Here is a 25,585-nt window from a genome sequence, read left to right on the forward strand (position 1 = left end):
GCAATGACGGGCAAACTGGTCCATGCAGCTACGGGATGACATTACTTTCTCTCGAGCCAGTACCCTTCAGCGGGTGCTAGATCATCCGCCACTGCTCTTCTGTCATCAAAAACAAAGCACTCACCTTGCCATAAATTATTCTTATTTTGCGTATCTTCTAGATATTGCAATATACCACCTTTTAAGTGATATACCTCTTCATGTCCCATACTTTTCAGTAAGCTAGTAGATTTCTCACAACGTATACCACCAGTACAGCACATTGCGATTTTCTTACCTTTAAGTAATTCAGCATTTTGCTCAGCCCAAGCTGGAAATTGTTTAAATGTTTCAGTATATGGATTCATTGCCGCTTTGAACGTACCGACTTCCACTTCATAGTCGTTACGTGTATCCACTACTATAACATCTTGTTTTGTAATAAATTCATCCCAATCTTTTGTTTCTATATACTCGCCTTTAAACAAATTAACATTTAAATTGTCAACATTCATCGCAACGATTTCTTTTTTAAGCCTGACTTTTAACTTTTGAAAAGGATGTATTTCGCTGTAATTTATTTTAACATTCACGTCTTTCGTATTAGTTAGTTTTTTTAATTCTTCAAGTACAAGATTTACACTTTCATATGAACCTGAAAAAGAACCATTAAAGCCCTCTTTCGATAATAAGATAGTACCTTTAACATATTTTCTTTTACCGACAAATAATAGTTTTGGTATTAGGTTTTCCGGCTCTTCTATATTTACAAAACTATATGCACTTAAAATTGCAATTTTTTCACTCATAAATTATGGTATTGGTTGTTTTTATTTTATATGGTTTATGTCATCCCGTGGCTTGCTAACTAGATCCAGCATAAAGCGAGATAAATCGAGCTTTTTGTATTTTTATTATTTTTCTGGATCCCGTGGTCAAGCCACGGGATGACACTGTAACCTAATGCATAAGATAACGCTTAATCACATTACAGATAATGGAACGAACATACTACTATCACCTCTCTCAATCAAAAGCAAAATATTTTGCTTTTCTGATTTTTTAGCATTTTCATATAATTCTTCTAGTGTATTTATATCGCTTATGCTTTCTTGATTACTGAAGTTTTGACAAAAAATTTTTAATAAATTCGCAGAACTAAATTTGCCTATCCCCGAGGCAAGCCTACGGGGTATTTACGGCAAATTTTCCTGCGGACCGTCCTGCTTGATTCAAATAATCGTGGCAAGCCACGGGGAATTTAACCCAACAGGGATTAAAAAAAGTGGCGAGTGTATCAATCTATAATTTGTATTATATATCAAATAATTTACTTTAAATTGCAGCAATATCGCTTTTAAGCTGATAAAAGCACTAAATATTTAACTTTAAATATAAATTTTTACTTTAGTCAGAAAAATTAGAATTTTTGTCAAAACTTCAGTTGATTAACATTACTTACTAAATCACCAACTCTAAAGCTACTCTTCATCAACATTTGTAATAACTAATCCTATTTTATCAGCAGATATAGCAAATTTTTGCTTTCATTCCTCAGTCAAATTACTAAAAGTGATATTACTTTTTACAATAGACGTGCCATTATCTTCTTTCTTAGTAACTTTTTCTATATTTTCTTCCGCAGCTTCTTGTTTAACTTCCTCATTATCTGATGTCATTTTTATTGGTAGTTCTATTGTTTCTCCATCTCTTAATACTTTTACTTTCACTTCTTGATCAACAGGAATATCGGCAACAATTACACGTAATCTTTTAGTATTTTTAACTGCCTGCCCTGCAAACTCTAATATTATATCACCTGTTTTGATGCCTGCTTTATCACCTGGATCATCTTTTTGTATCTTAGCAACTAACACACCATTAGTGTCTTTTAGCCCTAAGCCTTCTGATATTTCTTCGGTCAAATCTTGTATTGTTACACCAAGACGACCTCTATTTATTTTACCATCTTTTTTAAGACGCTCAATTATAGGCTTTGCAGTATTTGAAGGGATAGCAAAACCAATACCTATATTAGTGCCAAGCGGTGAGAAAATTGCCGTATTTACACCAATTACTTTTTGGTCCAGATTAAACATAGGACCACCAGAATTGCCGTTATTAATTGCCACATCTGTTTGGATAAAATTATCGACTATATTGTTAGTGTCAATATCAATATCTCGTCCTTTTGAAGAAATAATACCGGCAGTAACAGTACCACCAAGATTACCAAAAGGATTACCGATTGCAATAACCCAGTCTCCTACTCTTGCATCATTTGAGTCACCAAATTCGACAAAAGGCAGCGGTTCTTCAACATCTATTTTTAAAAGAGCTAAATCAGTTTTAATATCACTACCTATTAACTTAGCTGGTAATTCAGTGTTATCGGCTAATTTTACATTAATTTTACTAACATTAGCAATCACGTGATAATTTGTAACTATCAAACCATTAGGCTCAATAATAAACCCAGAACCGAGTGGCATCGCCTTTAGAGTAGGGTCAACTTCTTCAAGATTGAGAGGTATGTTAAGACGTTCTAGAAAATCATTAATGAAATCCAGAGGTTTTTTTTCTTGTAAAGGATCTTTTTCTGCAGCTTCTGACTTACTATTAACATATTCTATAGTAGAAATATTAACAACAGCAGGGATTAAAGGCTCAACTATATCAGCAAAACTATAACGTGATGCATTATTTACTTTTAGAGGTATGGAATTTATTTCAGTAAATTCACTTTCCTCTTCCAAATCTATTGCTTTTGAAGATTTATTATTCTCTTTCGCTAAAACATTGTTATTAAATATTAAAATTATTATAACAAAAAATATTTTCAGATTCATATACTACTTAGCTAAATTAAGATATTTTAAAACTTCAGCATCGGGCGAAATGATAAAATTAGTATCTTCTTTCTTTAAAGAATTTTTATATACTAAAAGCGACTTATAAAATTTGTAAAATTCCGGATCGGCAGAATAAGCAGAATTATATATTTTAGCCGCTTTCTCATCACCATCACCTTTGATAATTTGAGCATCTTTGTAAGCTTTAGCAAGTATTATCTTACTTTCCTTATCTGCTTTTGAGCGAATACGAACACTTTCTTCCTGCCCTTCTGCCCTAATTTGTGTTGCTTCTTTTGCACGTGCAGTTTGCATACGACGATAAATAGCTGCACTATTTTCCTTTGGTAAGTCAGCTCTTAAAATTCTAACATCAACCACATCAATACCGAAGCTTTTAGCTTCACCGTCTACTTGATTTAAAATATTAAGCATTACATTACTACGCTCTTGCGATAATAAACTACTTAGTGCAATCTTACCTATTACTTTTCGCATTGAAGATTCAAGGTTACGAGTCAGCCTAATTTTGACTCCTTGATAATCATGGACCGTTTTATAAAACATTACAGGATTATTAATTTGAAACTTAGCATAAGCATCAACAATAACTCTTTTACCATCAGCAGCCGTTAACTCTTTTGCTTCAACTTCAACATCTAAAAGACGCTTATCAAAAAATTCAACATTTTGAATTAACGGAACTTTAATATGTAGTCCAGGTTTTTCTATGGTTCTTACTGCTTCACCAAATTGGAATACTACAGCAGATTGACGTTGATCAACTGAAAATAGTGAGCTAGAAATTAATATCAGCCCCAAAATAGCCGTAAAAATTATATAGTAAATCTTTTGCATTTAATTTAACATTTTTTGTTGTTTTTTGTATGTCACACTACGGCTTGACCGATGTTGTTGCATAAATCGAGAACTGTTTTTTATGTCATTCCCGCGGAGGCGGGAATCCAGAAAAATAAACATGAATACAGTAAATGTTTAAAATAAAAAGCTCGATATATCTCGCTTTATGCTGGATCCCCGCCTACGCGGGGATGACATTAAGGCTTAATAGCCATATGCGGAAGTAACGCATTATTAATAATAGTCTTACTTGAGCCACTTAATACTTCTTCAGCTACTTCTAAATATAGCCTGTCTCTAGTTACTTGCTTATTTATAGCATATTGCTTATAAATTGCACTAAATCTTTGGCTATCTCCCTCGGCCTTTGATATTATTTCCTCTCTATAGGCTTCTGCTTCTTCTATAATTCTAGCTGCTGCCCCTCTAGCTTCCGGTAATACTTTATTATTATAGGCTTGAGCTTGATTTATTTCTTTTTCTTTATCTGCTTTTGAAGTTTGCACATCTCTATAAGCATCTATAACCTCAGCAGGTGGCTCAGCTTTTAATAATTGCACCTTTTCAATCATTACTCCAACGTTATAACTATCTAGAATTTTTTGTGCTAATGTTTCTATTTTATGAGTAATTTCCTGCTTCTGATCAGATAAGACCCAAGAAATAGGCGTGTTCCCTATCACTTCTCTAACGGCACTTTCTACCGTTGACTTAACTGTTTCTTCAGGCTTTTGTACGTTAAACATAAAATCCTCAAGATTACTAATATGCCACATTACGTCACAATTTAAAGCAACAATATTCTCATCACCAGTTAACATAATACTTTCACCGGCAATATTTTTGGTATCACCACCACTACGCACAGAGTTATTTGTACGATATCCAATCTCAATTCGTCTTGATTGTTTAACTTTCTCGACTATTTCTTTTTCAAATGGGGCAGGTAAACGATAATTAAGACCAGCGTAACCTTTACGAACAAAACGTCCAAATCTTGTTACAGCCGCTTCTTCACCTTCTTTTACTTCATAAATACCTGAAGCAAGCCACAAAACAAAAGATGCTAGAGCAACTAAAATTATTGTTTTTGTACTGAAATTAAATTGAAACTGAAATTGATCAAAATTAAATTGATTTTTTCTTGGTCTTGTGAATATGTTATCATCTTTATCGTTATCAAAATCTTTCCACGGAGATTTTTTGAAAATTGGGATATATTTTTTACTAAGCATTTGCTTTTTATATTAATTTTGAAATTTGAAGATTTAGTGATTATATATATTATAGTATTTAACGTCAAGTTGCGAACTTATAGCAGACTTAAAAAGGAAATTTAATTATGGCTGATTTACACCAAAACCAAATTATCGATAAACTGCATAATATTGCTTTTAAAGACGGTACTTTTTTAAAACAAGTTATATCAAATATTATAATTAAACATAATAATGTTGGTTTTTCAATAGATATATCAGGCATTGACAAATTAGAAGCAGAAGAAATAAAGAATGAAGCAATTAAAAAGCTTAATGAAATAGTTGGTATAGGTAAAATAACTATTGTTTTTACTGAGAGTAAAACAGTAGAAAAAAAACCTCAAAAACCCAAACATTTTGTAGAGAATGTTAAAAAGATTATCTTAGTTGCATCAGGTAAAGGAGGAGTCGGCAAATCTACTATTTCAGCTCTTATTGCTCAACAATTAAGTTTAGAGAATTACCGAGTGGGCATAGTTGATGCTGATATTTACGGACCTTCAATTCCACATATATTTGGTATTAATGAAGTACCGCAAACAGTCAATGGGCGAATAATACCGGTAAAAGCAAAAAATATCGAGGTGATATCAATAGGCTTTTTTGTTAAAGATTATTCCGCAATTATTTGGCGTGGTCCTATGGCTAGTAAAACTATTTATCAATTGTTATCAGTGACGAAATGGGATAATCTTGATTATTTGATTATTGATATGCCACCAGGAACAGGGGATATTCATTTAAGTATGCTGGAGAATTACCATTTAGACGGCGTGGTAATCGTCACTACTCCGCAAAAAATGTCAGAGATAGATGTCGTACGTTCTATAGATTTATATCAAAAATTAAATTTACCGATAATTGGAATAATCGAGAATATGAGCGATTTATTTGATGGTAATAGTGGAAGTCATTTATCACAAAAATATAATATACCATTAATAGCTCAAATTCCAGTTATACCAAAAATAGCTAATGCATGCGATAAATCACTGCCACTTACTGACTTACTGAAGTTTTGACAAAAAATTTTTATTAATGATGCTCCTCGCAGCAGAGCTACGAGGTATCTAAAAAAGTTTTAGTTGTTTCTTATGATATCACGAAGCAGAGCTTCGGGGAATTAAACCCTGAGAGATTAAAAATTGATTATATCTGGCTTAATTAATTATAGAACTTTCCTAAGTATAGCAAAGGTAGCAAACAAATAATAAAAATTGTTAAGCAAATACCACAAAAGGCTCTAAATATAACAGTAGGTGATGCAGGTTATAGCGCTCTATCTTTCATTCACCCGCTGCACAATGAAGCAAATACGGTGACAATAACCCGCCAAATAATCGTGGCAAGCCACGGGGAATTTAACCCAACAGGGATTAATCGCAGTATTTACAAAATATATACAGAGAAGCAAAAAACAAGAGGGCGTAAAAGATTTTATGGAGCTAAGATTTCTTGTAGTAGTTCTGATAATTTACTGATTCCAGATACAGAAGAAACTGTAGTAAAAGCTACAAAAAATGGTAACATATCAATTAGTATTTCACTATTTAAGAATTATCTAATCAAGGGTAAGAAACAGCATATCATGTCTGATAAACCGCTAAATTTTATTCAGGTTAAGGTGTTAGATGCATCAGGAAATGGGAAATATAACAGAGATTTATGGTTATGTGTTTCTGGTCAACAAAAAGATAAAATCAGTGGTAAAGAAGTATATGAATACTATAGACAAAGGTTTGATATTGAGCATTTTTTTAAATTTGGGAAGTCAAAATTATTGATGGATAAATTTCAAACAAATGATCCAAATAACTGAAGTTTTGACAAAAATTCTAATTTTGCTGACTAAAGTAAAAATTGGCTCTGTCTCATCAATTGTGTAAATTTCGTGAACCATTAAATTCTACCATCAAATTTGATCATAAAATGAGCCATAGCTTCATTCCAATTGGGGATAGGCATAGACCATTTTTTGGTAATATAATCAATTGTCAGATATAAAACCTTCAATACTGCGTCATCATTTGGAAAGATGCGTTTATTCTTAGTAACTTTTCTCAATTGGCTATTCAGCGATTCTATCGCATTTGTAGTGTAAATAATCTTACGAATCTCCTTTGGATATTGCAAGAAAATTATCAAATTATCCCAATTATTATACCAAGATTTAGCTATATGCGGATATTGCTTACTCCATTTTTGATCAAATGACTCAAGAGCTAATTCTGCTTCTTTTTCAGTAGCAGAAGTATAGATTAGTTTCAAATCCGCTGCTAATTGCTTTCTATCTTTATATGATACATATTTGAGGCTATTCCTGATCTGGTGGACCATACAAATTTGATGTTCAGTTTTCGGATATACTGATGCGATAGCATCAGACATACCAGTTAGATTATCACTACAAGCAATTAAGATATCTTTTACTCCTCGATTCTTCATTTCAGTAAAATTACCAAGCCAAAATTTAGCTCCTTCATTCTCACTTATCCATAAGCCTAAAATATCCTTTCTGCCAGATAAATCTATTCCTAAAGCTACATATACTGATTTATTAATAATAAGTTTATCTTGTCTCACTTTCACTACTAAACAGTCAAAATATACTATAGGGTATACTGATTCAAGAGGTCTACTCTGCCAAATCTTGACCTCATCTATTACTTCATCTGTAATCCTGCTGATTAGGCTCTCACTGATCTCAGCTCCATATAATTCTTGCAATTGTGTTTTAATATCAGACACACTCATACCCTTCGCATATAAGGATATTATCTTTTGGTCTAAGCCATCTATTCTTGTTTGTTTCTTTGAGACTATTATAGGTTCAAATTTACCTTGTCTGTCTCTTGGAACATTTATCTCTATAGTACCATTCTCACTAATCAGATTCTTACTAAAACTACCATTCCTCGCATTCTCAGTTTCAGCTCTATCATACTTGCTATAACCTAAATGTTCTGACATCTCAGCATGCAGTGCTCGCTCTAAAATACCCTTGGTTAATTCCTTAATTAATCCATTCTGACTTAGTACTGTTTTTAAATCTACTCCGCCTTCTATCAGCAAATCTATTGCTTCATTTATTTTTTTATTCTTCTCTATTTGCATTTCTGTTACCTATATTTTTAATTACTTCTAATATAGGCTCAACAAAAATTTACACAATCATTGCAAAAGACTCTAAAAATTTATATTTAAAGTTAAATATTTAGTGCTTTTATCAGCTTAAAAGCGATATTTCTACAATTTAAAGTAAATTATTTGATATATAATACAAATTATAGATTGATACGCTCGCCACTTTTTTTAATAAAAATTTTTTGTCAAAACTTCAGTAGACAAAATTGCTACAGTTTTTGATACATTATGTACCCAAATATAGCTAACGCGGAAAGGTTTTTACCATAGTTTTTGTATTTACTCACATATTCACCAGATCTAAATCCTATTAAACATTGCTGGACTAACTTTAAAAACTGTTTACGTAAAATTATTGATCAATGCCTAAGTTTTTCCTAATCTGTGGTAGAAACATTTCCGTGTTAGCTATATGCGACAATTGTTTAAGTTTTTTATTCATGTTACCAATCACATCTTGTGTTCTTTTTGAACGGTTTAAAGTGAGAAACACTTTTTGTGTTCTGATATCCACAAGAGCGCCTATATTACGACTTTGATTACCTTTGTTAAAAGTTAAATCACCTTCTAAATGACCTATTGCTGCTATCTTTCTATTTATCTCTGGTCTTTCAGTAATGGAAACTCGATTTGGTATTGTAATTCTTTTGTTTCTGATTCTTGTACCATGATGCAACCTATTTTTCCTTTTTCTTGCTAAAGATAAATATAATTTTTGCCTTTGTGCTATAGGAGATGTATAAATAAACTGGTATATACTCTCTGTAGAAATATTGACAGTATCTCGTGATAGTTTACGTCTACCTGAAATTATATCTGGTGAAATACCCTGTGTTAACTGCTTTATTATTTCTGCTCGTAAATTATTATCAATATCTAATTTTCTTTTTCTCTTACCTTGCCTTAAACTGCAAGCAAGTGTGTTAGCCCTATCTGGTCTATAATTATGCCTCATTCTCTTGAGTTCATAACATATAGTGCTTTTATCACGGCCAATCTTTGTCCCTATATATCGCGAGCTATAACCACTCTTATTCATTTCGTATATTTTAAATCTTTCATCTATCGTTAAATGAGCCATGATATATCTATATTTAAATGATGCTCCTCGCAGCAGAGCTACGAGGTATCTAAAAAAGTTTTAGTTGTTTCTTATGATATCACGAAGCAGAGCTTCGGGGAATTAAACCCTGAGAGATTAAAAATTGATTATATCTGGCTTAATTAATTATAGAACTTTCCTAGAGTATCTTCTATCCCTTGTAAATACTTACTTCCAAACCTAGATTAATCCAGAATTCAGGTTCGTAGCTCTGCTGCGAGGTATCTAAAAAAGTTTTAGTTGTTTCTTATGATATCACGAAGCAGAGCTTCGGGGAATTAAACCCTGAGAGATTAACCAAGGGTATTTTAGAGCGAGCACTGCATGCTGAGATGTCAGAACATTTAGGTTATAGCAAGTATGATAGAGCTGAAACTGAGAATGCGAGGAATGGTAGTTTTAGTAAGAATCTGATTAGTGAGAATGGTACTATAGAGATAAATGTTCCAAGAGACAGACAAGGTAAATTTGAACCTATAATAGTCTCAAAGAAACAAACAAGAATAGATGGCTTAGACCAAAAGATAATATCCTTATATGCGAAGGGTATGAGTGTGTCTGATATTAAAACACAATTGCAAGAATTATATGGAGCTGAGATCAGTGAGAGCCTAATCAGCAGGATTACAGATGAAGTAATAGATGAGGTCAAGATTTGGCAGAGTAGACCTCTTGAATCAGTATACCCTATAGTATATTTTGACTGTTTAGTAGTGAAAGTAAGACAAGATAAACTTATTATTAATAAATCAGTATATGTAGCTTTAGGAATAGATTTATCTGGCAGAAAGGATATTTTAGGCTTATGGATAAGTGAGAATGAAGGAGCTAAATTTTGGCTTGGTAATTTTACTGAGATGAAAAATAGAGGAGTAAAAGATATCTTAATTGCTTGTAGTGATAATCTAACTGGTATGTCTGATGCTATTGCATCAGTATACCCGAAAACTGAACATCAAATTTGTATTGTCCATCAGATCAGGCATAGCCTCAAATATGTATCATATAAAGATAGAAAGCAATTAGCAGCGGATTTGAAACTAATCTATACTTCTGCTACTGAAAAAGAAGCAGAATTAGCTCTTGAGTCATTTGATCAAAAATGGAGTAAGCAATATCCGCATATAGCTAAATCTTGGTATAATAATTGGGATAATTTGATAATTTTCTGGCAATATCCAAAGGAGATTCGTAAGATTATTTACACTACAAATGCGATAGAATCGCTGAATAGCCAATTGAGAAAAGTTACTAAGAATAAACGCATCTTTCCAAATGATGACGCAGTATTTAAGGTTTTATATCTGACAATTGATTATATTACCAAAAAATGGTCTATGCCTATCCCCAATTGGAATGACGCTATGGCTCATTTTATGATCAAATTTGATGGTAGGATTTAATGGCTCACGAAATTTACACAATTGATGAAACAGAGCCGAAAAATTTGCAGAAACTTTATCCACTATAGCAGGTTATCTAGAAAACCTTGCACGCAAGATGGAAAAGTGATATATTAACGTTTGGCTGCTTGGTTCGTGAGCTTAATATTAGCCTAGGACTACCACTAACTTTAGGACATCGTCCCTGTCTAATACTCATTTAAGTTTAGATATATGAAGTCCACCTTTACATAAAGGTCTTTGAAGGATTTTAAGTAACGACTAAAGCGGTCATGTATACTCGTTTTATTTGAAAAATTGGCGGCGTTACTTTTTGCTTATAATCCGCTACTATACTAGTATGTACGCTGCGGTTATAAGCTTCAAAGTCGATTTCTCTTTTCCAAATAAAACTTCGTCTACCTACATTATAATCTTCTTTTAGGAGTATGAAATATTACTTTTAAAAGAAAAAAGTATACACCTCTAAAATGAAACAAAAAAAATCTGCTAATAAAGTGCTTGGTGCTTTTTTAGGTACCATCATTGAATATTACGACTACAGCCTATACGGATTTTCTGCTGCAATTATTGCTGAAAAATTCTTTTCCCCTGATACGGATCAATTAACAAAACTTGTAAATGTTTTTGCTGTATATGCTGTTGCATATCTGTCAAAGCCTCTTGGAGCTTATATATTTGGACGTATAGGTGATAAATATGGCAGAAAAAAAGCCCTTAGCTTTACAATTATCGGTATTATAATTCCCACCTTAATAATAGGGTTATTACCTGACTACTCTACCCTTGGAGTTTGGAGTACGATAATCCTTGTTTTATGCCGTTTTATGCAAGGCATATTTATTGCAGGTGAGTATGATGGTGCTGCAATTTATGTTATTGAACATTTAGGTCCAAAATACCAATTTACAGCTTCAGCTATCACTAGATGTACAGGAGTTATTGGATTATTATCGGGAATTGGGGTAACCAACTTCTTTAATGCACATATTTTTCCTGATTGGAGTTGGCGTATTCCATTTTTATTGAGCGTACCATTGGGGCTTGTAACTCTTTATTATCGTCAGAAATTCGATGAGACACCTGAATTTAAAAAAGCTGGTGGTAATAATTCTATTCAAAAATTTAATGTTTTGATTAGAAAACAATGGAAGAATATTTTGCCTCTCATATTTTTAGCAGGAGGTTTTGGAGCAACATATCAAATTGCAATCATTTTCATGAAGCAATATTTACCGCTTGTGCTGCCTGCAACCGGCGTTATAATGAGTTCCTTTTCGGTATTAGTAGTATTATGCTTTGCTGTTTTTATGCCAATCGCCGGATTTATTGCCGATCGTATCCGTGTTAATATAGTATTAAAAACTGCCCTCATATCTACCATTACAGCAAGTATAATTTTTACGATAGCGGTAGAGTATCAAATGACCAATTTAGGGCTTTTTGCTAGTTTAATGCTAGCTGCTTCAGTTGCTCCGTTTAACGCTCTTGCTCATAGTGTGGTTATTAAATCTTTTGCAGTTAGAGAGCGTTATCGTGTCATAAGTTTTGGGCATACTATAGGCTCGATGCTAATGTCTGGTACTGCTAATTATGTATGTCTATTGGTAATAAAAAAATATAATTTTACCCTATTCCCTATTTTATATATTTGCATTTTCAGCGTACTAGCTTACTCTATGACGTTATTATATGATAGAGATAATCAACTGAAGTTTTGACAAAATCCTTTCCATAAGGAGAAATGTATTCCAATTTTTTTATACTTTTTTAGTAATAACAAAATTTATTTATTCTATTTGGGTACATAATGTATCAAAAACTGTAGCAATTTTGTCTAATATTGCTGGTTTATACTCACTAATATTATTGGGTAATGCTAGCTTTTTAATGATGCTCCTCGCAGCAGAGCTACGAGGTATCTAAAAAAGTTTTAGTTGTTTCTTATGATATCACGAAGCAGAGCTTCGGGGAATTAAACCCTGACAGGAGTTTCGCACTTAGCAAAAAGTATGTTAATCTAGAGAAAAATAGTTTTAGATAAAAATGACAAGAACAAAATGTAGCAAGGACTTATATAAATCATTTTTACAAGCAAGTAGTGTCAGATATACTAGCAAGGCATTATCTGAAGTGAGTCCAGTAGATCTATCTCACGATAGTGCAAGTCGATGGTTAAAGAGTAAGGATTTTCGTCCTAGCGAAATCTATAAGGAAGTGTCAAAATATATAGATTGGGAAGCACCGTGTTTATTAGTGGGGGATGACACCTTATTATCAAAGCAATACAGTCAGAAGATTGAGCTTGTACGTTATCAATATTCTGGAGCTGTACATGATGTTATACCTGGTATAGGAATGGTAAACTTACTACATTACAATACTAAAATTGCTCAATCTACTCCCGTAGATTATAGAATATATGATAAAGACACTGATGGTAAAACAAAGAATGAGCATTTTTGTGATATGCTTACTTTAGCTAAAGAAAGAGGTCTCAATCCTGATGCCATAGTCATGGATGCTTGGTATAGCGGGTTGGAGAATTTAAAACATATACGTAATTTAGGCTGGCTATGGGTTACCACCCTAAGGAAAAATAGAAAAGTTAATCATAATGTTAGCTTGGAAAGTTTAGAGATACCCGATGAGGGGCTAAAAATTCACCTACGTGGATACGGTTGGGTTACGGTATTTAAGTTTGTGGCAAAGAATGGTCGCATTGATTACATAACAACGAACTTGGAAAATCCCACACGTGAGCAAATAGAGAAAATTGTTAAGGCACGTTGGTCTATAGAGGTTTATCATCGAGAATTAAAACAAACTTGTGGTATTGAACGCTGTCAGGCACGCACGGGCCGAGTCAAAGAAATCATATTTGCCTTGCAGTATTTGCCTGGCTTGATATGAATAAAAGGAGGATAAATGAAAACATTACTTTATATCAACAAACTTGGGAAGTTATAAAAACATCAATTCAAAACAATATCAGATGGCTTTTAACTGATTCGCAACTTTGCTAAGTGCGAAACTCCTGCTACAGCCCTGATGGAATTCGCTGGCTTACAAACTATATACTTATCAGTCCATCGGCTTCTAAAAGAGCCACTGAAAAACGCAGTTTTTTTGTAAGCTAAGGTTTGTCTTATTTACCATCAATATTAATTATCTCAAGCATATTTCGGGTTGGAATCTCTTACATATTGTTTTGCTTTTACCTATTCATTATATAAATCACCATTTATTTTACTTATAAGTGCTATGCTACACACTCTTTAGCTACAAACTTTACTCTCTACATAATCATCTCCTGATCTTAGTACAGCAAACACCACTCTTGCCAACTTATTAGCTATGGCAACTGTCGTTTTATTATGGCTACTTCGCTCAGATAAATTAAACATCCATTTCGTAAATTGGCTAAAATCTTTTTTAGATTTCTGTTCTTCCGATGTAAATCTTATCTTGGCATTTAGTACAGCTCTAGCCCCTTGAATTAATAAAGTGCGTAAGTATACATCACCTCGCTTGCTAATTCCCAGCAGCTTATCCTTCCCACCACTTGAATGTTGTCTTGGCACTAATCCTAGCCATGCCGATAATTGCCTGCCATTCTCAAAACTTGTAGCATTACCTATTGATGCTATTAAAGCAGTAGCAGTAATTAAACCAAGACCAGGTATAGCTCTTAATCGTTGATATTGAGTTAGGTTACTTGCTATCATTGTTAATCGTTTTTCTATCTCTTTTATTTTTCTGTTATTATCTAAGAATTCTTCTTTTAGTTCACTAAATGTTTGATAACTTAACTGGCTTAATTTCCCTGCATCTAAAATCTCAATTAATTTTGTGATAACCTTATTAATGCCTTGAGGAACAATAAAACCAAACTCATGTAGTAGCCCCCTAATTTCATTAGCAAGTGCTGTACGATTTTTTACCAATCTCTCTCTTACCCTATGTATTGATAAAATTTCTTGTTGCTCTATAGTTTTAATTGCAACAAATCTCATATTAGGTCTTGTCACGGCTTCACATATCGCTTCAGCATCTGCTTGATCATTTTTATTAGTTTTAACATATGGTTTGACAAATTGCGGTGCCATTAGTTTTACTTCATGCCCTAATTTAGTTATTTCTCTTGCCCAATAACTAGAACCACCACAAGCTTCCATCCCTACTAAACATTGTGGTAAATTAGCCATAAATGTCAAAACCTGATCTCTCATCAATTTTTTCTTTAATACTGTCTTGCCATTTTTATCTACACCATGAATTTGAAAAATTCTTTTTGCAATATCTATACCAATTGTAGTAACCTCCATATGGACCTCCTTAATTGTTGTTTTAATATGTTAAATATTAACCCTAGAAGATTAGCAACTGCTTTTCATTCTCTATATCAGGAGGTCCATACCATTAGTCCACTATCGTATAAATAAACTGGTATATACTCTCTGTAGAAATATTGACAGTATCTAGTGATAGTTTACGTCTACCTGAAATTATATCTGGTGAAATACCCTGTGTTAACTGCTTTATTATTTCTACTCGTAAATTATTATCAATATCTAATTTTCTTTTTCTCTTACCTTGCCTTAAACTGCAAGCAAGTGTGTTAGCCCTATCTGGTCTATAATTATGCCTCATTCTCTTGAGTTCATAACATATAGTGCTTTTATCACGGCCAATCTTTGTCCCTATATATCGCGAGCTATAACCACTCTTATTCATTTCGTATATTTTAAATCTTTCATCTATCGTTAAATGAGCCATGATATATCTATATTTAAATGATGCTCCTCGCAGCAGAGCTACGAGGTATCTAAAAAAGTTTTAGTTGTTTCTTATGATATCACGAAGCAGAGCTTCGGGGAATTAAACCCTGAGAGATTAATTATAGAACTTTCCCTCCTTATGGAAAGGATTTTGTCAAAACTTCAGTTTTATTAACTTAGAGTTATTGTTATGCAGATAAAAGTACTTATAAATACTCCTACATCTCAGTATATATATGAGATACTTTTATAGTCCGTCCGCCAAAACTCTAAAAAATATCACTTGTGTCACTAATTTCCAAAAATAGTGCGATTTTAGAGCAAATTACTCTAATTTTGAGGGCTAATTTTAAATTTTTCTATGAAAAAACACACTATTTCTCAAAATGTACTCAATGTTCTCATTGCCATTTTTTCGTATTTCCATAAGCTTTTCATATAAAACCTTTCATTTTCTTATGGATTTTACTATGCATTTTTGCCTTAAAACCCTATTGCCTATAAGGCTTTTAGAGTTTTGGCGGAGAGACTTTATAATGGAAAAAGACAATTTACAATATACTACTACTAGCTTTTATTAGCTCTTTGAATAGAATTAGGTCTATGCCATTATCATTGACATATTCAGGATGCCACTGTACGCCGATAAGAAATTTATGGTTTGTTGATTCTATTGCTTCTATAATACCGTCTTCTGCTTTTGCTGATATAATAAGATTATTACCAATTTGTTTAATGGCTTGATGGTGAGCTGAGTTAACCATTGTGCTCAGCTTATTATTTGCCATTTTAGCAAGCTTAGTATTTGGCTTTATACTAATTGCATGCGAGACTATATTTTTAGGATGAGGCTGTGTATGGTTTATGATTATAGGCTGTTTTGTCTCTGCAATATAATCTGGAATATGCTTAATAAGAGTGCCGCCTAGAACAACATTTATTAGTTGCATTCCTCGGCATATTCCTAAAACAGGTATATTTTTTTCTAACGATTTCTTTAAAATTAATATTTCAAAATTATCACGCTCTTCATTAGAAATTACTACATCTTCAGCATATTCAGGCTCATAAAATTTAGGGTGTATATCTTCATCACCGCCAGGTAATATAACACCATCAATAAAATCCATGAGATGATCTATTGTTTCAGCTTGGTATGGCAGTAACATAGGGACGCCGCCAGCTTCAATTATTGCATCGGTATAATTCTTACGTAATGCATACCAAGGAAAGGCGGCATAAGTATATTTTTCACAATTTTGAGCTAAATCAGGAGTAATTCCTATTATAGGTTTTCTATTCATGTTTTTCATATAGCAATAATAAAATTAAGTTTCTGATCATGTAATTCAACAGGAAAGTTATCTATAACTTGTTTTTTTAAACAAACACCGACAGTTAATATATCTTTATTATTATTTAGGTATCGATCAAAATGTCCTTTACCGTAACCAAGTCTATAGCCATCTTTACTAAATGCCAGACCTGGAACAATTATCAATTCTGGTTTATAGAAATCATTATTTATCGGTTCTAAAGTTTTAAAACTCCCTAAAACTAATTCATCATTATAATTATAAGCACAATATTTTATTTCATGATGAATATTTAATATTTCAAGGAGGTTAATTTCATATTTTAGTGGATAATATATTCCCACATGCTTTACTTTTAACTGTTTTAATCACATAAAAAGTGATAAATCTAATAAATGCTTCACTACCTTTAAGAGTAGTTCCCTTTTGATGAACTACTTTTAAATCTAGTAATTTTTTCCCAATAGAGGCTTGTATTTTTGAAGATTCTAGGTAAGAAAAATAAAATCCTGAAATAATAAAAAATAAAGCAATTTCTATTATAGTGTCTTTTACAAATGCTATAGTCAATGATAGCAATATTCCAATTATAATTTTATCAATCAGGAAAACAAAAAATCTTCTGAGAATCATAAATTATTCCTCAATATGCGGTGGTGTTTCAAATGTATGAAATGGAGGAGGGGAGGTAAGTGTCCACTCAAGCGTATCAGCTCCATCACCCCAAGGGTTATTTAGACAGTCTTTGCCATATTTCAACGTATAGAAAACGATAAACACGAAATATAAAGCAGCTGCCATAGAAATCCCTGCCCCTATCGATGAAACCATATTCCAACCGGCAAAAGCTGCAGGGTAGTCTGGTATTCTTCTTGGCATACCTGCAAGCCCTAAGAAATGTTGCGGAAAGAAAGTTAGATTAACACCGACAAAAGTAATCCAGAAATGGATTTTGCCTAAGATCTCAGGATATTGCTTGCCTGATATTTTACCGAACCAATAGTAAAAGCCAGCAAATGCCGTAAATAAAGCACCGAGCGACATCGTATAATGGAAATGTGCCACAACATAATATGTATCGTGTAGAACTCTATCAAGTGCCGAGTTTGATAAGATTATGCCAGTTACACCACCAATCGTGAATAATATAATAAATCCTATAGAGAATAGCATAGGCGTTGGGAAAGTAATTGAACCACCCCACATAGTTGCGATCCAGCTAAATATTTTGATACCTGTTGGAATTGCGATAATCATTGTGCCGGCAGTGAAATATATAAGTGCGTTGTAAGAAAGTCCAACTGTAAACATATGGTGAGCCCATACAATAAACCCGACAAAGCCGATTATTACCATAGCTCCGACCATGCCTTGATAGCCAAATATTGGTTTACGTGAGAAAGTAGAGATAACTTGGCTTACAATACCAAAACCTGGAAGTATTACGATATATACTTCAGGGTGACCAAAAAACCAAAATAAGTGCTGAAATAATACTGGATCACCACCACCATCAGTTTTAAAGAAAGTAGTACCGAAATTACGATCGGTAAGTAACATAGTAATAGCTCCGCCAAGCACTGGCATAGCTAAAATTATCAAGAATGCAGTAACTAAAATAGACCAGACAAATAATGGCATTTTGAATAGTCCCATCCCGGGTGCTCTCATATTAAAGATAGTAACGATTAAGTTGATTGAGCCAAGTATTGATGAAAGTCCTGTTAAATGCAGACTGAAAATAGCCATATCAACCGCTGCTCCTGGATGTCCGCTTATACTACTTAAAGGAGGGTAGAGCGTCCAGCCTGTTCCTGGTCCGCCATCAACAAAAGCTGACCCCATAAGTAGGATGAAAGCTGGAACTAGCAGCCAGAAACTGATATTGTTGAGGCGTGGGAATGCCATATCGGGAGCACCTATTAGTAAAGGTACAAAGTAATTACCGAAACCACCGAACAAAGCCGGCATAATCATGAAAAACACCATAATCACCGCATGGGCAGTAATCAGCACATTATATAGCTGGAAATCATGATTTAGGAAAGTACCACCTGGCATTGCAAGTTCTAGCCTAAACAGCAGCGAAAACAACCCGCCGACAATTCCGGCAAATATGGCAAATATGATATACATAATGCCGATATCCTTGTGATTAGTAGAAAACAGCCACCTCTTCCAGCCGTGCGGAGTGTGATGGTCATCGTGGTTTAAATCCTCAGTAGTTATATCCATAATTATTATTCTGTTTGTGTTAATTTTTATATTTATTTTTTAAGTTAGTTACCATGATTCATTACCTAGGGCATCATCACTATTTAGTATTTCTTGATGCTTGTTAGAATCAGTTATATCATTTAATAGCTTATTCAATTTAGATATTTTTGTATCAACAATTTTTTGAGTGTGAATTTCCATAAAATTTTTAAATGTAATTATTTGTCATTTTGGCTTTGTTGCATGGCTTTGATGTCATTCCCGCGTAGGCGGGAATCCAGTAACTAAAAGTTTTAAAAACGATAAATTTTTAAAGCTAAAAGCTCGATTTATCTCGCTTTACTCTGGATTCCCGCCTACGCGGGAATGACATAATAAGGTGTTTTTCGATCCATACAACAAAGCCGGACAAGCTACGGTATGACATCAGGATAAAAACATAATTAATCTCTCAGGGTTTAATTCCCCGAAGCTCTGCTTCGTGATATCATATAGCTAACGCGAAAAGGTTTTTACCATAGTTTTTGTATTTACTCACATATTCACCAGATCTAAATCCGGTAAATTCCAGTATTAATCTCTCAGGGTTTAATTCCCCGAAGCTCTGCTTCGTGATATCATAAGAAACAACTAAAACTTTTTTAGATACCTCGTAGCTCTGCTGCGAGGAGCATCATTTAAGCCAGATTTATATTTTCTTCCCATACCTCATTGGGTGTTTTATAACCGAGCACTTTTCTTGGTAAATTATTTAAAAAATCCTCAATTTCTTGTAATTGCTTTATTGTTAATTTTTTTATATCTAAAGATTTAGAGTATACTCTGTGCACCATTGAGTTAATCTTCTCTATCAATGGTTTTTGCCATGGAGAATAAGGATTGCAAAAATATACTTTTCGTTCAGATTTTGGCAATAGTTGTTCATGATTGGTAAATTCTTTGCCATTATCTAACGTTATGCTTTTGATTATATGCGACAATTGTTTAAGTTTTTTATTCATGTTACCAATCACATCTTGTGTTCTTTTTGAACGGTTTAAAGTGAGAAACACTTTTTGTGTTCTGATATCCACAAGAGCGCCTATATTACGACTTTGATTACCTTTGTTAAAAGTTAAATCACCTTCTAAATGACCTATTGCTGCTATCTTTCTATTTATCTCTGGTCTTTCAGTAATGGAAACTCGATTTGGTATTGTAATTCTTTTGTTTCTGATTCTTGTACCATGATGCAACCTATTTTTCCTTTTTCTTGCTAAAGATAAATATAATTTTTGCCTTTGTGCTATAGGAGATGTATAAATAAACTGGTATATACTCTCTGTAGAAATATTGACAGTATCTCGTGATAGTTTACGTCTACCTGAAATTATATCTGGTGAAATACCCTGTGTTAACTGCTTTATTATTTCTGCTCGTAAATTATTATCAATATCTAATTTTCTTTTTCTCTTACCTTGCCTTAAACTGCAAGCAAGTGTGTTAGCCCTATCTGGTCTATAATTATGCCTCATTCTCTTGAGTTCATAACATATAGTGCTTTTATCACGGCCAATCTTTGTCCCTATATATCGCGAGCTATAACCACTCTTATTCATTTCGTATATTTTAAATCTTTCATCTATCGTTAAATGAGCCATGATATATCTATATTTAAATGATGCTCCTCGCAGCAGAGCTACGAGGTATCTAAAAAAGTTTTAGTTGTTTCTTATGATATCACGAAGCAGAGCTTCGGGGAATTAAACCCTGAGAGATTAATTATAGAACTTTCCAATCAGTATATGTAGCTTTAGGAATAGATTTATCTGGCAGAAAGGATATTTTAGGCTTATGGATAAGTGAGAATGAAGGAGCTAAATTTTGGCTCGGTAATTTTACTGAAATGAAGAATCGAGGAGTAAAAGATATCTTAATTGCTTGTAGTGATAATCTAACTGGTATGTCTGATGCTATTGCATCAGTATATCCGAAAACTGAACATCAAATTTGTATTGTCCATCAGATCAGGAATAGCCTCAAATATGTATCATATAAAGATAGAAAGCAATTAGCAGCGGATTTGAAACTAATCTATACTTCTGCTACTGAAAAAGAAGCAGAATTAGCTCTTGAGTCATTTGATCAAAAATGGAGTAAGCAATATCCGCATATAGCTAAATCTTGGTATAATAATTGGGATAATTTGATAATTTTCTTGCAATATCCAAAGGAGATTCGTAAGATTATTTACACTACAAATGCGATAGAATCGCTGAATAGCCAATTGAGAAAAGTTACTAAGAATAAACGCATCTTTCCAAATGATGACGCAGTATTTAAGGTTTTATATCTGACAATTGATTATATTACCAAAAAATGGTCTATGCCTATCCCCAATTGGAATGAAGCTATGGCTCATTTTATGATCAAATTTGATGGTAGAATTTAATGGTTCACGAAATTTACACAATTGATGAGACAGAGCCCATTTTATGATCAAATTTGATGGTAGAATTTAATGGTTCACGAAATTTACACAATTGATGAGACAGAGCCAAAGTATATTTTTGCAATCCTTATTCTCCATGGCAAAAACCATTGATAGAGAAGATTAACTCAATGGTGCACAGAGTATACTCTAAATCTTTAAATATAAAAAAATTAACAATAAAGCAATTACAAGAAATTGAGGATTTTTTAAATCATTTACCAAGAAAAGTGCTCGGTTATAAAACACCCAATGAGGTATGGGAAGAAAATATAAATCTGGCTTAATTAATACTGGAATTTACCATGTACAGAATCAAGGTTCAGGCAAACCTTCTTATAAACTGAAGTTTTGACAAAAATTCTAATTTTTCTGACTAAAGTAAAAATTTATATTTAAAGTTAAATATTTAGTGCTTTTATCAGCTTAAAAGCGATATTTCTACAATTTAAAGTAAATTATTTGATATATAATACAAATTATAGATTGATACACTCGCCACTTTTTTTTAATAAAAATTTTTTGTCAAAACTTCAGATTTGAGCGTATTTATATCATAACTTATAAGTTTGGCTATCTTTTTGTCAAAACTTCAGTAAAACGTACGCTGAGGTCAAAAATCTAGATGCTTCTTGCTTTTTTTTAAGTTGATTTTTATTTATTAAGAGGGTTATCTTTCTGCTCTAAACTGAATAAAGTAAAGCCTGTAAAGATTTTACTTTCTTTTTTACCAGTTGCATATTCTTCTAAAGACACTTCAACAATTTTTTTAGGACCTACTGGGGTTGCATGCCTAAAATAAAGTTTGTCGTTTTTGGTAAATACAAACCCAACGTGAGCTATATTATGTTCTGATTTTGTTAGCTCTAATAGTTTTGGGTTGTCCATTGTCATAACCATAAGATATATTTTTCCTGCAAATTGCTTTGTCAGATCCTGCTCATGATCTAAGAAATCAGTAAAGCTTATATAACTAATATCAGATTTAAAAGATTTGATGGATTTTATCTGATTATATTTTTCACCAAATGAAAAGCATTCATCTGTAGATACATTATCTTTAATATAATTATTAATTTGTGTTTCAAGTAGACCTGCTTTATTAATCATCGCAGTTTTAACTTTAGCATATGGAAGATTTGCAAATACATTTTCCATTGTAAGATATTTACTATTATTCTTTAGCCACTCATCCATGAAATGACTTCTGTTAACATATGATATATCGTCAGAAGGAAACATAATTTTTGCTAGAGCTTCTGCAAGCTGCTCTTTAAATTTTACAGAATCCGTATTTGGTTCTTTTATTTCTGCTAATGCTATAACCATTTCTATATAGCTAAAACAGTCAAAAGTTTCTAGGTTGATTAGCTCATTTTTATCTCTATTCTTATCCCAAATAATTAAATTTGTGCCTATTTCTGTATCATAAGGCTTGCCTATGAAATAGTCAGAATATGCTAATATTTTATTGGCAAAACTCTCATCTTTTAATGATATTGCTAGCTTGTGAAGATTTTGCATATTAATATGAGAGATTTTATTTGTTTGTGTATTTTCACTTTGGACCTTATCCGTAGTAGTGGACTCATTAAAAGCATAACTATTAAAGGAAATAATAGAACAGATGCTCAAAGTTAAAATTATTTTTTTGCTCATCATAAACCTCTCTTATTAATAAAATAGGTACTATAAACCTGAATTCTGGATTAATCTAGGTTTGGAAGTAAGTATTTACAAAGGATAGAAGATACTCTATATAATTTTTAGCAAAAAAAACAAGAGTATCCCCATGAAGAAAGATATTACTGCATTATTTTGTTTTGTCTATAATGGACTAATGGTATGGACCTCCTGATATAGAGAATGAAAAGCAGTTGCTAATCTTCTAGGGTTAATATTTAACATATTAAAACAACAATTAAGGAGGTCCATATGGAGGTTACTACAATTGGTATAGATATTGCAAAAAGAATTTTTCAAATTCATGGTGTAGATAAAAATGGCAAGACAGTATTAAAGAAAAAATTGATGAGAGATCAGGTTTTGACATTTATGGCTAATTTACCACAATGTTTAGTAGGGATGGAAGCTTGTGGTGGTTCTAGTTATTGGGCAAGAGAAATAACTAAATTAGGGCATGAAGTAAAACTAATGGCACCGCAATTTGTCAAACCATATGTTAAAACTAATAAAAATGATCAAGCAGATGCTGAAGCGATATGTGAAGCCGTGACAAGACCTAATATGAGATTTGTTGCAATTAAAACTATAGAGCAACAAGAAATTTTATCAATACATAGGGTAAGAGAGAGATTGGTAAAAAATCGTACAGCACTTGCTAATGAAATTAGGGGGCTACTACATGAGTTTGGTTTTATTGTTCCTCAAGGCATTAATAAGGTTATCACAAAATTAATTGAGATTTTAGATGCAGGGAAATTAAGCCAGTTAAGTTATCAAACATTTAGTGAACTAAAAGAAGAATTCTTAGATAATAACAGAAAAATAAAAGAGATAGAAAAACGATTAACAATGATAGCAAGTAACCTAACTCAATATCAACGATTAAGAGCTATACCTGGTCTTGGTTTAATTACTGCTACTGCTTTAATAGCATCAATAGGTAATGCTACAAGTTTTGAGAATGGCAGGCAATTATCGGCATGGCTAGGATTAGTGCCAAGACAACATTCAAGTGGTGGGAAGGATAAGCTGCTGGGAATTAGCAAGCGAGGTGATGTATACTTACGCACTTTATTAATTCAAGGGGCTAGAGCTGTACTAAATGCCAAGATAAGATTTACATCGGAAGAACAGAAATCTAAAAAAGATTTTAGCCAATTTACGAAATGGATGTTTAATTTATCTGAGCGAAGTAGCCATAATAAAACGACAGTTGCCATAGCTAATAAGTTGGCAAGAGTGGTGTTTGCTGTACTAAGATCAGGAGATGATTATGTAGAGAGTAAAGTTTGTAGCTAAAGAGTGTGTAGCATAGCACTTATAAGTAAAATAAATGGTGATTTATATAATGAATAGGTAAAAGCAAAACAATATGTAAGAGATTCCAACCCGAAATATGCTTGAGATAATTAATATTGATGGTAAATAAGACAAACCTTAGCTTACAAAAAAACTGCGTTTTTCAGTGGCTCTTTTAGAAGCCGATGGACTGATAAGTATATAGTTTGTAAGCCAGCGAATTCCATCAGGGCTGTAGAATAAATTAGGTTGATTTATCAGCTATAAGCCGGATACATGACTGCATTTGTTTGTTTTTATTATTGATGTTATTTTTTTCTTGCATTCTACAGGAGGTCCATACATGAAAAAATTGGACAAAAAAATGAAGGAGTGTGTTTCCGCAATAAGTTAGAATAAATAGCAATAAACTTAAGAGGAAAGATGAAGAAAAATAAAGTAAAAATTTTCAGTGCTTCAGAAAACACGGGGATAGTATTAGAATTAATAAAAGAGGAGTCGACACTTGGTCAGTGAGCTTCAAAATATGCAATAAGTGTTAAAACAATTCAAAATTGGAAAAAACAGTTTTTAGGTAATGCGGCATTAGCTTTTGAACCAGCTAAAGTTTTGAGTGAATATCAAGAACAAATAAATCATTTACAAGAGCAAAATGATGAACTTGCTAAAGCTCTTGGTAGAATCACAGTTGAGAGGGACTGGGCCGTGGGAAAGCTCAAAAGTTTGGATTTATCAAATAAAAAGAGTCTTGTACACTCCAAGCTAAATCAACTCTCAAAATCAAGACAGTGTGAACTATTAAAGATTAGTCGATCTACAGCCTACTATAAATCAAATAAATTAAGTATTTTAAATAGAATAGATGAAATATATACAGATAATCCTGAATTTGGTTATCGCTATATTCATCAACAGTGACTAGAAGATGGTTTTATTGTCGGTAAAGATCGAGTACTGAAATATATGAGGATGATGGGTATAGAAGCTATTTACCCACATAAGAAAAAATCTACTTCTCGAAACGATAGTGAGCATAAGATCTATAGCTACTTACTTGATCAATATTGGACTAAATCTGGCTCAACAAAGCAAGTGTATGTGCCTAATGTGAATGAGGTTTGGAGTGGTGACATTACTTACATTAGAACTAATGGTGGCTTTATGTATATGGCAGGAGTCTTTTGCAATGATTGTGTAAATTTTTGTTGAGCCTATA

General features: G+C 32.8%; 17 protein-coding genes, 1 other RNA gene and 8 pseudogenes. 12 read left to right on the top strand and 14 right to left on the bottom strand.

Annotation, left to right across the window (positions count from 1 at the left end; all coding sequences use genetic code 11):
• Window positions 1-41: 41 nt before the first annotated feature.
• The 4 genes and pseudogenes from trhO to hflK all read right to left on the bottom strand — a co-directional run bounded on the left by trhO (window position 42) and on the right by hflK (window position 4,927).
• Window positions 42-788, bottom strand: coding sequence for an oxygen-dependent tRNA uridine(34) hydroxylase TrhO (gene trhO, locus AAHI98_RS02150; RefSeq protein ID WP_342224908.1), 747 nt, complete (start codon window positions 786-788; stop codon window positions 42-44).
• Window positions 789-1,423: 635 nt separating this feature from the next.
• Window positions 1,424-2,828 (bottom strand): annotated as a pseudogene (locus AAHI98_RS02155) (trypsin-like peptidase domain-containing protein); the annotation flags it as partial.
• A 3-nt stretch (window positions 2,829-2,831) separates the two neighbouring features.
• Window positions 2,832-3,689, bottom strand: coding sequence for a protease modulator HflC (gene hflC, locus AAHI98_RS02160; protein WP_342224909.1), 858 nt, complete (start codon window positions 3,687-3,689; stop codon window positions 2,832-2,834).
• A gap of 200 nt (window positions 3,690-3,889) precedes the next feature.
• Window positions 3,890-4,927: an FtsH protease activity modulator HflK gene (gene hflK, locus AAHI98_RS02165; protein WP_342224910.1), complete on the bottom strand. Its 1,038-nt coding sequence runs from the start codon at window positions 4,925-4,927 to the stop codon at window positions 3,890-3,892.
• 107 nt (window positions 4,928-5,034) lie between these two features.
• Between hflK and AAHI98_RS02170 the strand changes: the two genes are divergently transcribed.
• Together AAHI98_RS02170 and AAHI98_RS02175 are read left to right on the top strand one after the other, a co-directional pair.
• Window positions 5,035-5,973, top strand: a complete 939-nt coding sequence (locus AAHI98_RS02170) for an Mrp/NBP35 family ATP-binding protein (protein WP_342224911.1) — start codon at window positions 5,035-5,037, stop codon at window positions 5,971-5,973.
• Between the two features lie 188 nt (window positions 5,974-6,161).
• Window positions 6,162-6,770: a transposase gene (locus AAHI98_RS02175; protein ID WP_342224970.1), complete on the top strand. Its 609-nt coding sequence runs from the start codon at window positions 6,162-6,164 to the stop codon at window positions 6,768-6,770.
• A gap of 80 nt (window positions 6,771-6,850) precedes the next feature.
• Here AAHI98_RS02175 and AAHI98_RS02180 read toward each other — a convergent pair whose 3' ends face one another.
• Together AAHI98_RS02180 and AAHI98_RS02185 are read right to left on the bottom strand one after the other, a co-directional pair.
• Window positions 6,851-8,065, bottom strand: a complete 1,215-nt coding sequence (locus tag AAHI98_RS02180) for an IS256 family transposase (protein WP_342224912.1) — start codon at window positions 8,063-8,065, stop codon at window positions 6,851-6,853.
• 439 nt (window positions 8,066-8,504) lie between these two features.
• A pseudogene (locus AAHI98_RS02185) lies at window positions 8,505-9,176 on the bottom strand (IS30 family transposase); the annotation flags it as partial.
• 275 nt (window positions 9,177-9,451) lie between these two features.
• Here AAHI98_RS02185 and AAHI98_RS02190 point away from each other — a divergent pair.
• The 5 genes and pseudogenes from AAHI98_RS02190 (at window position 9,452) to AAHI98_RS02205 (ending at window position 13,626) form a co-directional block, all read left to right on the top strand.
• Window positions 9,452-10,600, top strand: a complete 1,149-nt coding sequence (locus tag AAHI98_RS02190; protein WP_342224971.1) for an IS256 family transposase — start codon at window positions 9,452-9,454, stop codon at window positions 10,598-10,600.
• A gap of 37 nt (window positions 10,601-10,637) precedes the next feature.
• Window positions 10,638-10,709: pseudogene (locus AAHI98_RS02195) on the top strand (cell division protein ZapA); the annotation flags it as partial.
• Window positions 10,710-10,718: 9 nt separating this feature from the next.
• A non-coding RNA gene (ssrS, locus tag AAHI98_RS18420) (6S RNA) lies at window positions 10,719-10,877 on the top strand.
• A gap of 193 nt (window positions 10,878-11,070) precedes the next feature.
• Complete coding sequence (locus AAHI98_RS02200; protein ID WP_342224914.1) at window positions 11,071-12,321, top strand: MFS transporter; 1,251 nt, start codon at window positions 11,071-11,073, stop codon at window positions 12,319-12,321.
• 325 nt (window positions 12,322-12,646) lie between these two features.
• A pseudogene (locus AAHI98_RS02205) lies at window positions 12,647-13,626 on the top strand (IS701 family transposase).
• 252 nt (window positions 13,627-13,878) lie between these two features.
• Here the strand turns inward: AAHI98_RS02205 and AAHI98_RS02210 are convergent.
• The 7 genes and pseudogenes from AAHI98_RS02210 to AAHI98_RS02240 all read right to left on the bottom strand — a co-directional run bounded on the left by AAHI98_RS02210 (window position 13,879) and on the right by AAHI98_RS02240 (window position 20,554).
• Window positions 13,879-14,928 (bottom strand): IS110 family RNA-guided transposase, encoded by a 1,050-nt coding sequence (locus AAHI98_RS02210; RefSeq protein ID WP_342224642.1) that lies wholly within the window; start codon window positions 14,926-14,928, stop codon window positions 13,879-13,881.
• 106 nt (window positions 14,929-15,034) lie between these two features.
• A pseudogene (locus AAHI98_RS02215) lies at window positions 15,035-15,379 on the bottom strand (transposase); the annotation flags it as partial.
• A 553-nt stretch (window positions 15,380-15,932) separates the two neighbouring features.
• On the bottom strand, window positions 15,933-16,685 hold the full coding sequence (locus AAHI98_RS02220) for a gamma-glutamyl-gamma-aminobutyrate hydrolase family protein (protein WP_342224972.1): 753 nt from the start codon (window positions 16,683-16,685) through the stop codon (window positions 15,933-15,935).
• Between the two features lie 5 nt (window positions 16,686-16,690).
• Window positions 16,691-17,065, bottom strand: a pseudogene (locus AAHI98_RS02225) (5-formyltetrahydrofolate cyclo-ligase); the annotation flags it as partial.
• The gene (locus tag AAHI98_RS02230) at window positions 17,013-17,330 is read right to left on the bottom strand and encodes an RDD family protein (protein ID WP_342224917.1); all 318 of its coding nucleotides are present in this window, start codon (window positions 17,328-17,330) and stop codon (window positions 17,013-17,015) included. The pseudogene AAHI98_RS02225 and the gene AAHI98_RS02230, both read right to left, overlap by 53 nt.
• A 3-nt stretch (window positions 17,331-17,333) precedes the next feature.
• Window positions 17,334-18,932: a cytochrome c oxidase subunit I gene (gene ctaD, locus AAHI98_RS02235; protein WP_342224918.1), complete on the bottom strand. Its 1,599-nt coding sequence runs from the start codon at window positions 18,930-18,932 to the stop codon at window positions 17,334-17,336.
• Between the two features lie 659 nt (window positions 18,933-19,591).
• A complete protein-coding gene (locus tag AAHI98_RS02240; protein ID WP_342224646.1) occupies window positions 19,592-20,554 on the bottom strand; it encodes an IS30 family transposase in 963 nt (320 codons plus the stop codon).
• 134 nt (window positions 20,555-20,688) lie between these two features.
• Here AAHI98_RS02240 and AAHI98_RS02245 point away from each other — a divergent pair.
• Window positions 20,689-21,345: pseudogene (locus AAHI98_RS02245) on the top strand (IS256 family transposase); the annotation flags it as partial.
• 107 nt (window positions 21,346-21,452) lie between these two features.
• A pseudogene (locus AAHI98_RS02250) lies at window positions 21,453-21,671 on the top strand (transposase); the annotation flags it as partial.
• Window positions 21,672-22,038: 367 nt separating this feature from the next.
• Here AAHI98_RS02250 and AAHI98_RS02255 read toward each other — a convergent pair.
• Window positions 22,039-23,046: an N-acetylmuramoyl-L-alanine amidase-like domain-containing protein gene (locus AAHI98_RS02255; protein ID WP_342224920.1), complete on the bottom strand. Its 1,008-nt coding sequence runs from the start codon at window positions 23,044-23,046 to the stop codon at window positions 22,039-22,041.
• A 273-nt stretch (window positions 23,047-23,319) separates the two neighbouring features.
• Between AAHI98_RS02255 and AAHI98_RS02260 the strand changes: the two genes are divergently transcribed.
• From AAHI98_RS02260 to AAHI98_RS02270, 3 genes are all read left to right on the top strand, one after another.
• The gene (locus AAHI98_RS02260) at window positions 23,320-24,369 is read left to right on the top strand and encodes an IS110 family RNA-guided transposase (protein ID WP_342224642.1); all 1,050 of its coding nucleotides are present in this window, start codon (window positions 23,320-23,322) and stop codon (window positions 24,367-24,369) included.
• 609 nt (window positions 24,370-24,978) lie between these two features.
• Complete coding sequence (locus AAHI98_RS02265; RefSeq protein WP_342224921.1) at window positions 24,979-25,287, top strand: hypothetical protein; 309 nt, start codon at window positions 24,979-24,981, stop codon at window positions 25,285-25,287.
• 54 nt (window positions 25,288-25,341) lie between these two features.
• Window positions 25,342-25,578, top strand: coding sequence for a hypothetical protein (locus AAHI98_RS02270; RefSeq protein WP_342224922.1), 237 nt, complete (start codon window positions 25,342-25,344; stop codon window positions 25,576-25,578).
• The last annotated feature ends 7 nt before the right edge of the window (window positions 25,579-25,585 follow it).

The organism is Rickettsia endosymbiont of Urophora cardui (genome assembly GCF_964030725.1).
In the GTDB taxonomy this organism is placed as follows: domain Bacteria; phylum Pseudomonadota; class Alphaproteobacteria; order Rickettsiales; family Rickettsiaceae; genus Rickettsia.

What these genes read in the sequence shown, in the direction of transcription:
- trhO (WP_342224908.1), bottom strand. Translation starts at nt 788, where the DNA reads ATGAGTGAAAAAATTGCAATTTTAAGTGCATATAGTTTTGTAAATATA.
- hflC (WP_342224909.1), bottom strand. Translation starts at nt 3,689, where the DNA reads ATGCAAAAGATTTACTATATAATTTTTACGGCTATTTTGGGGCTGATA.
- hflK (WP_342224910.1), bottom strand. Translation starts at nt 4,927, where the DNA reads ATGCTTAGTAAAAAATATATCCCAATTTTCAAAAAATCTCCGTGGAAA.
- AAHI98_RS02170 (WP_342224911.1), top strand. Translation starts at nt 5,035, where the DNA reads ATGGCTGATTTACACCAAAACCAAATTATCGATAAACTGCATAATATT.
- AAHI98_RS02180 (WP_342224912.1), bottom strand. Translation starts at nt 8,065, where the DNA reads ATGCAAATAGAGAAGAATAAAAAAATAAATGAAGCAATAGATTTGCTG.
- AAHI98_RS02200 (WP_342224914.1), top strand. Translation starts at nt 11,071, where the DNA reads ATGAAACAAAAAAAATCTGCTAATAAAGTGCTTGGTGCTTTTTTAGGT.
- AAHI98_RS02210 (WP_342224642.1), bottom strand. Translation starts at nt 14,928, where the DNA reads ATGGAGGTTACTACAATTGGTATAGATATTGCAAAAAGAATTTTTCAA.
- AAHI98_RS02220 (WP_342224972.1), bottom strand. Translation starts at nt 16,685, where the DNA reads ATGAATAGAAAACCTATAATAGGAATTACTCCTGATTTAGCTCAAAAT.
- AAHI98_RS02230 (WP_342224917.1), bottom strand. Translation starts at nt 17,330, where the DNA reads ATGATTCTCAGAAGATTTTTTGTTTTCCTGATTGATAAAATTATAATT.
- ctaD (WP_342224918.1), bottom strand. Translation starts at nt 18,932, where the DNA reads ATGGATATAACTACTGAGGATTTAAACCACGATGACCATCACACTCCG.
- AAHI98_RS02240 (WP_342224646.1), bottom strand. Translation starts at nt 20,554, where the DNA reads ATGGCTCATTTAACGATAGATGAAAGATTTAAAATATACGAAATGAAT.
- AAHI98_RS02255 (WP_342224920.1), bottom strand. Translation starts at nt 23,046, where the DNA reads ATGATGAGCAAAAAAATAATTTTAACTTTGAGCATCTGTTCTATTATT.
- AAHI98_RS02260 (WP_342224642.1), top strand. Translation starts at nt 23,320, where the DNA reads ATGGAGGTTACTACAATTGGTATAGATATTGCAAAAAGAATTTTTCAA.
- AAHI98_RS02270 (WP_342224922.1), top strand. Translation starts at nt 25,342, where the DNA reads ATGGGTATAGAAGCTATTTACCCACATAAGAAAAAATCTACTTCTCGA.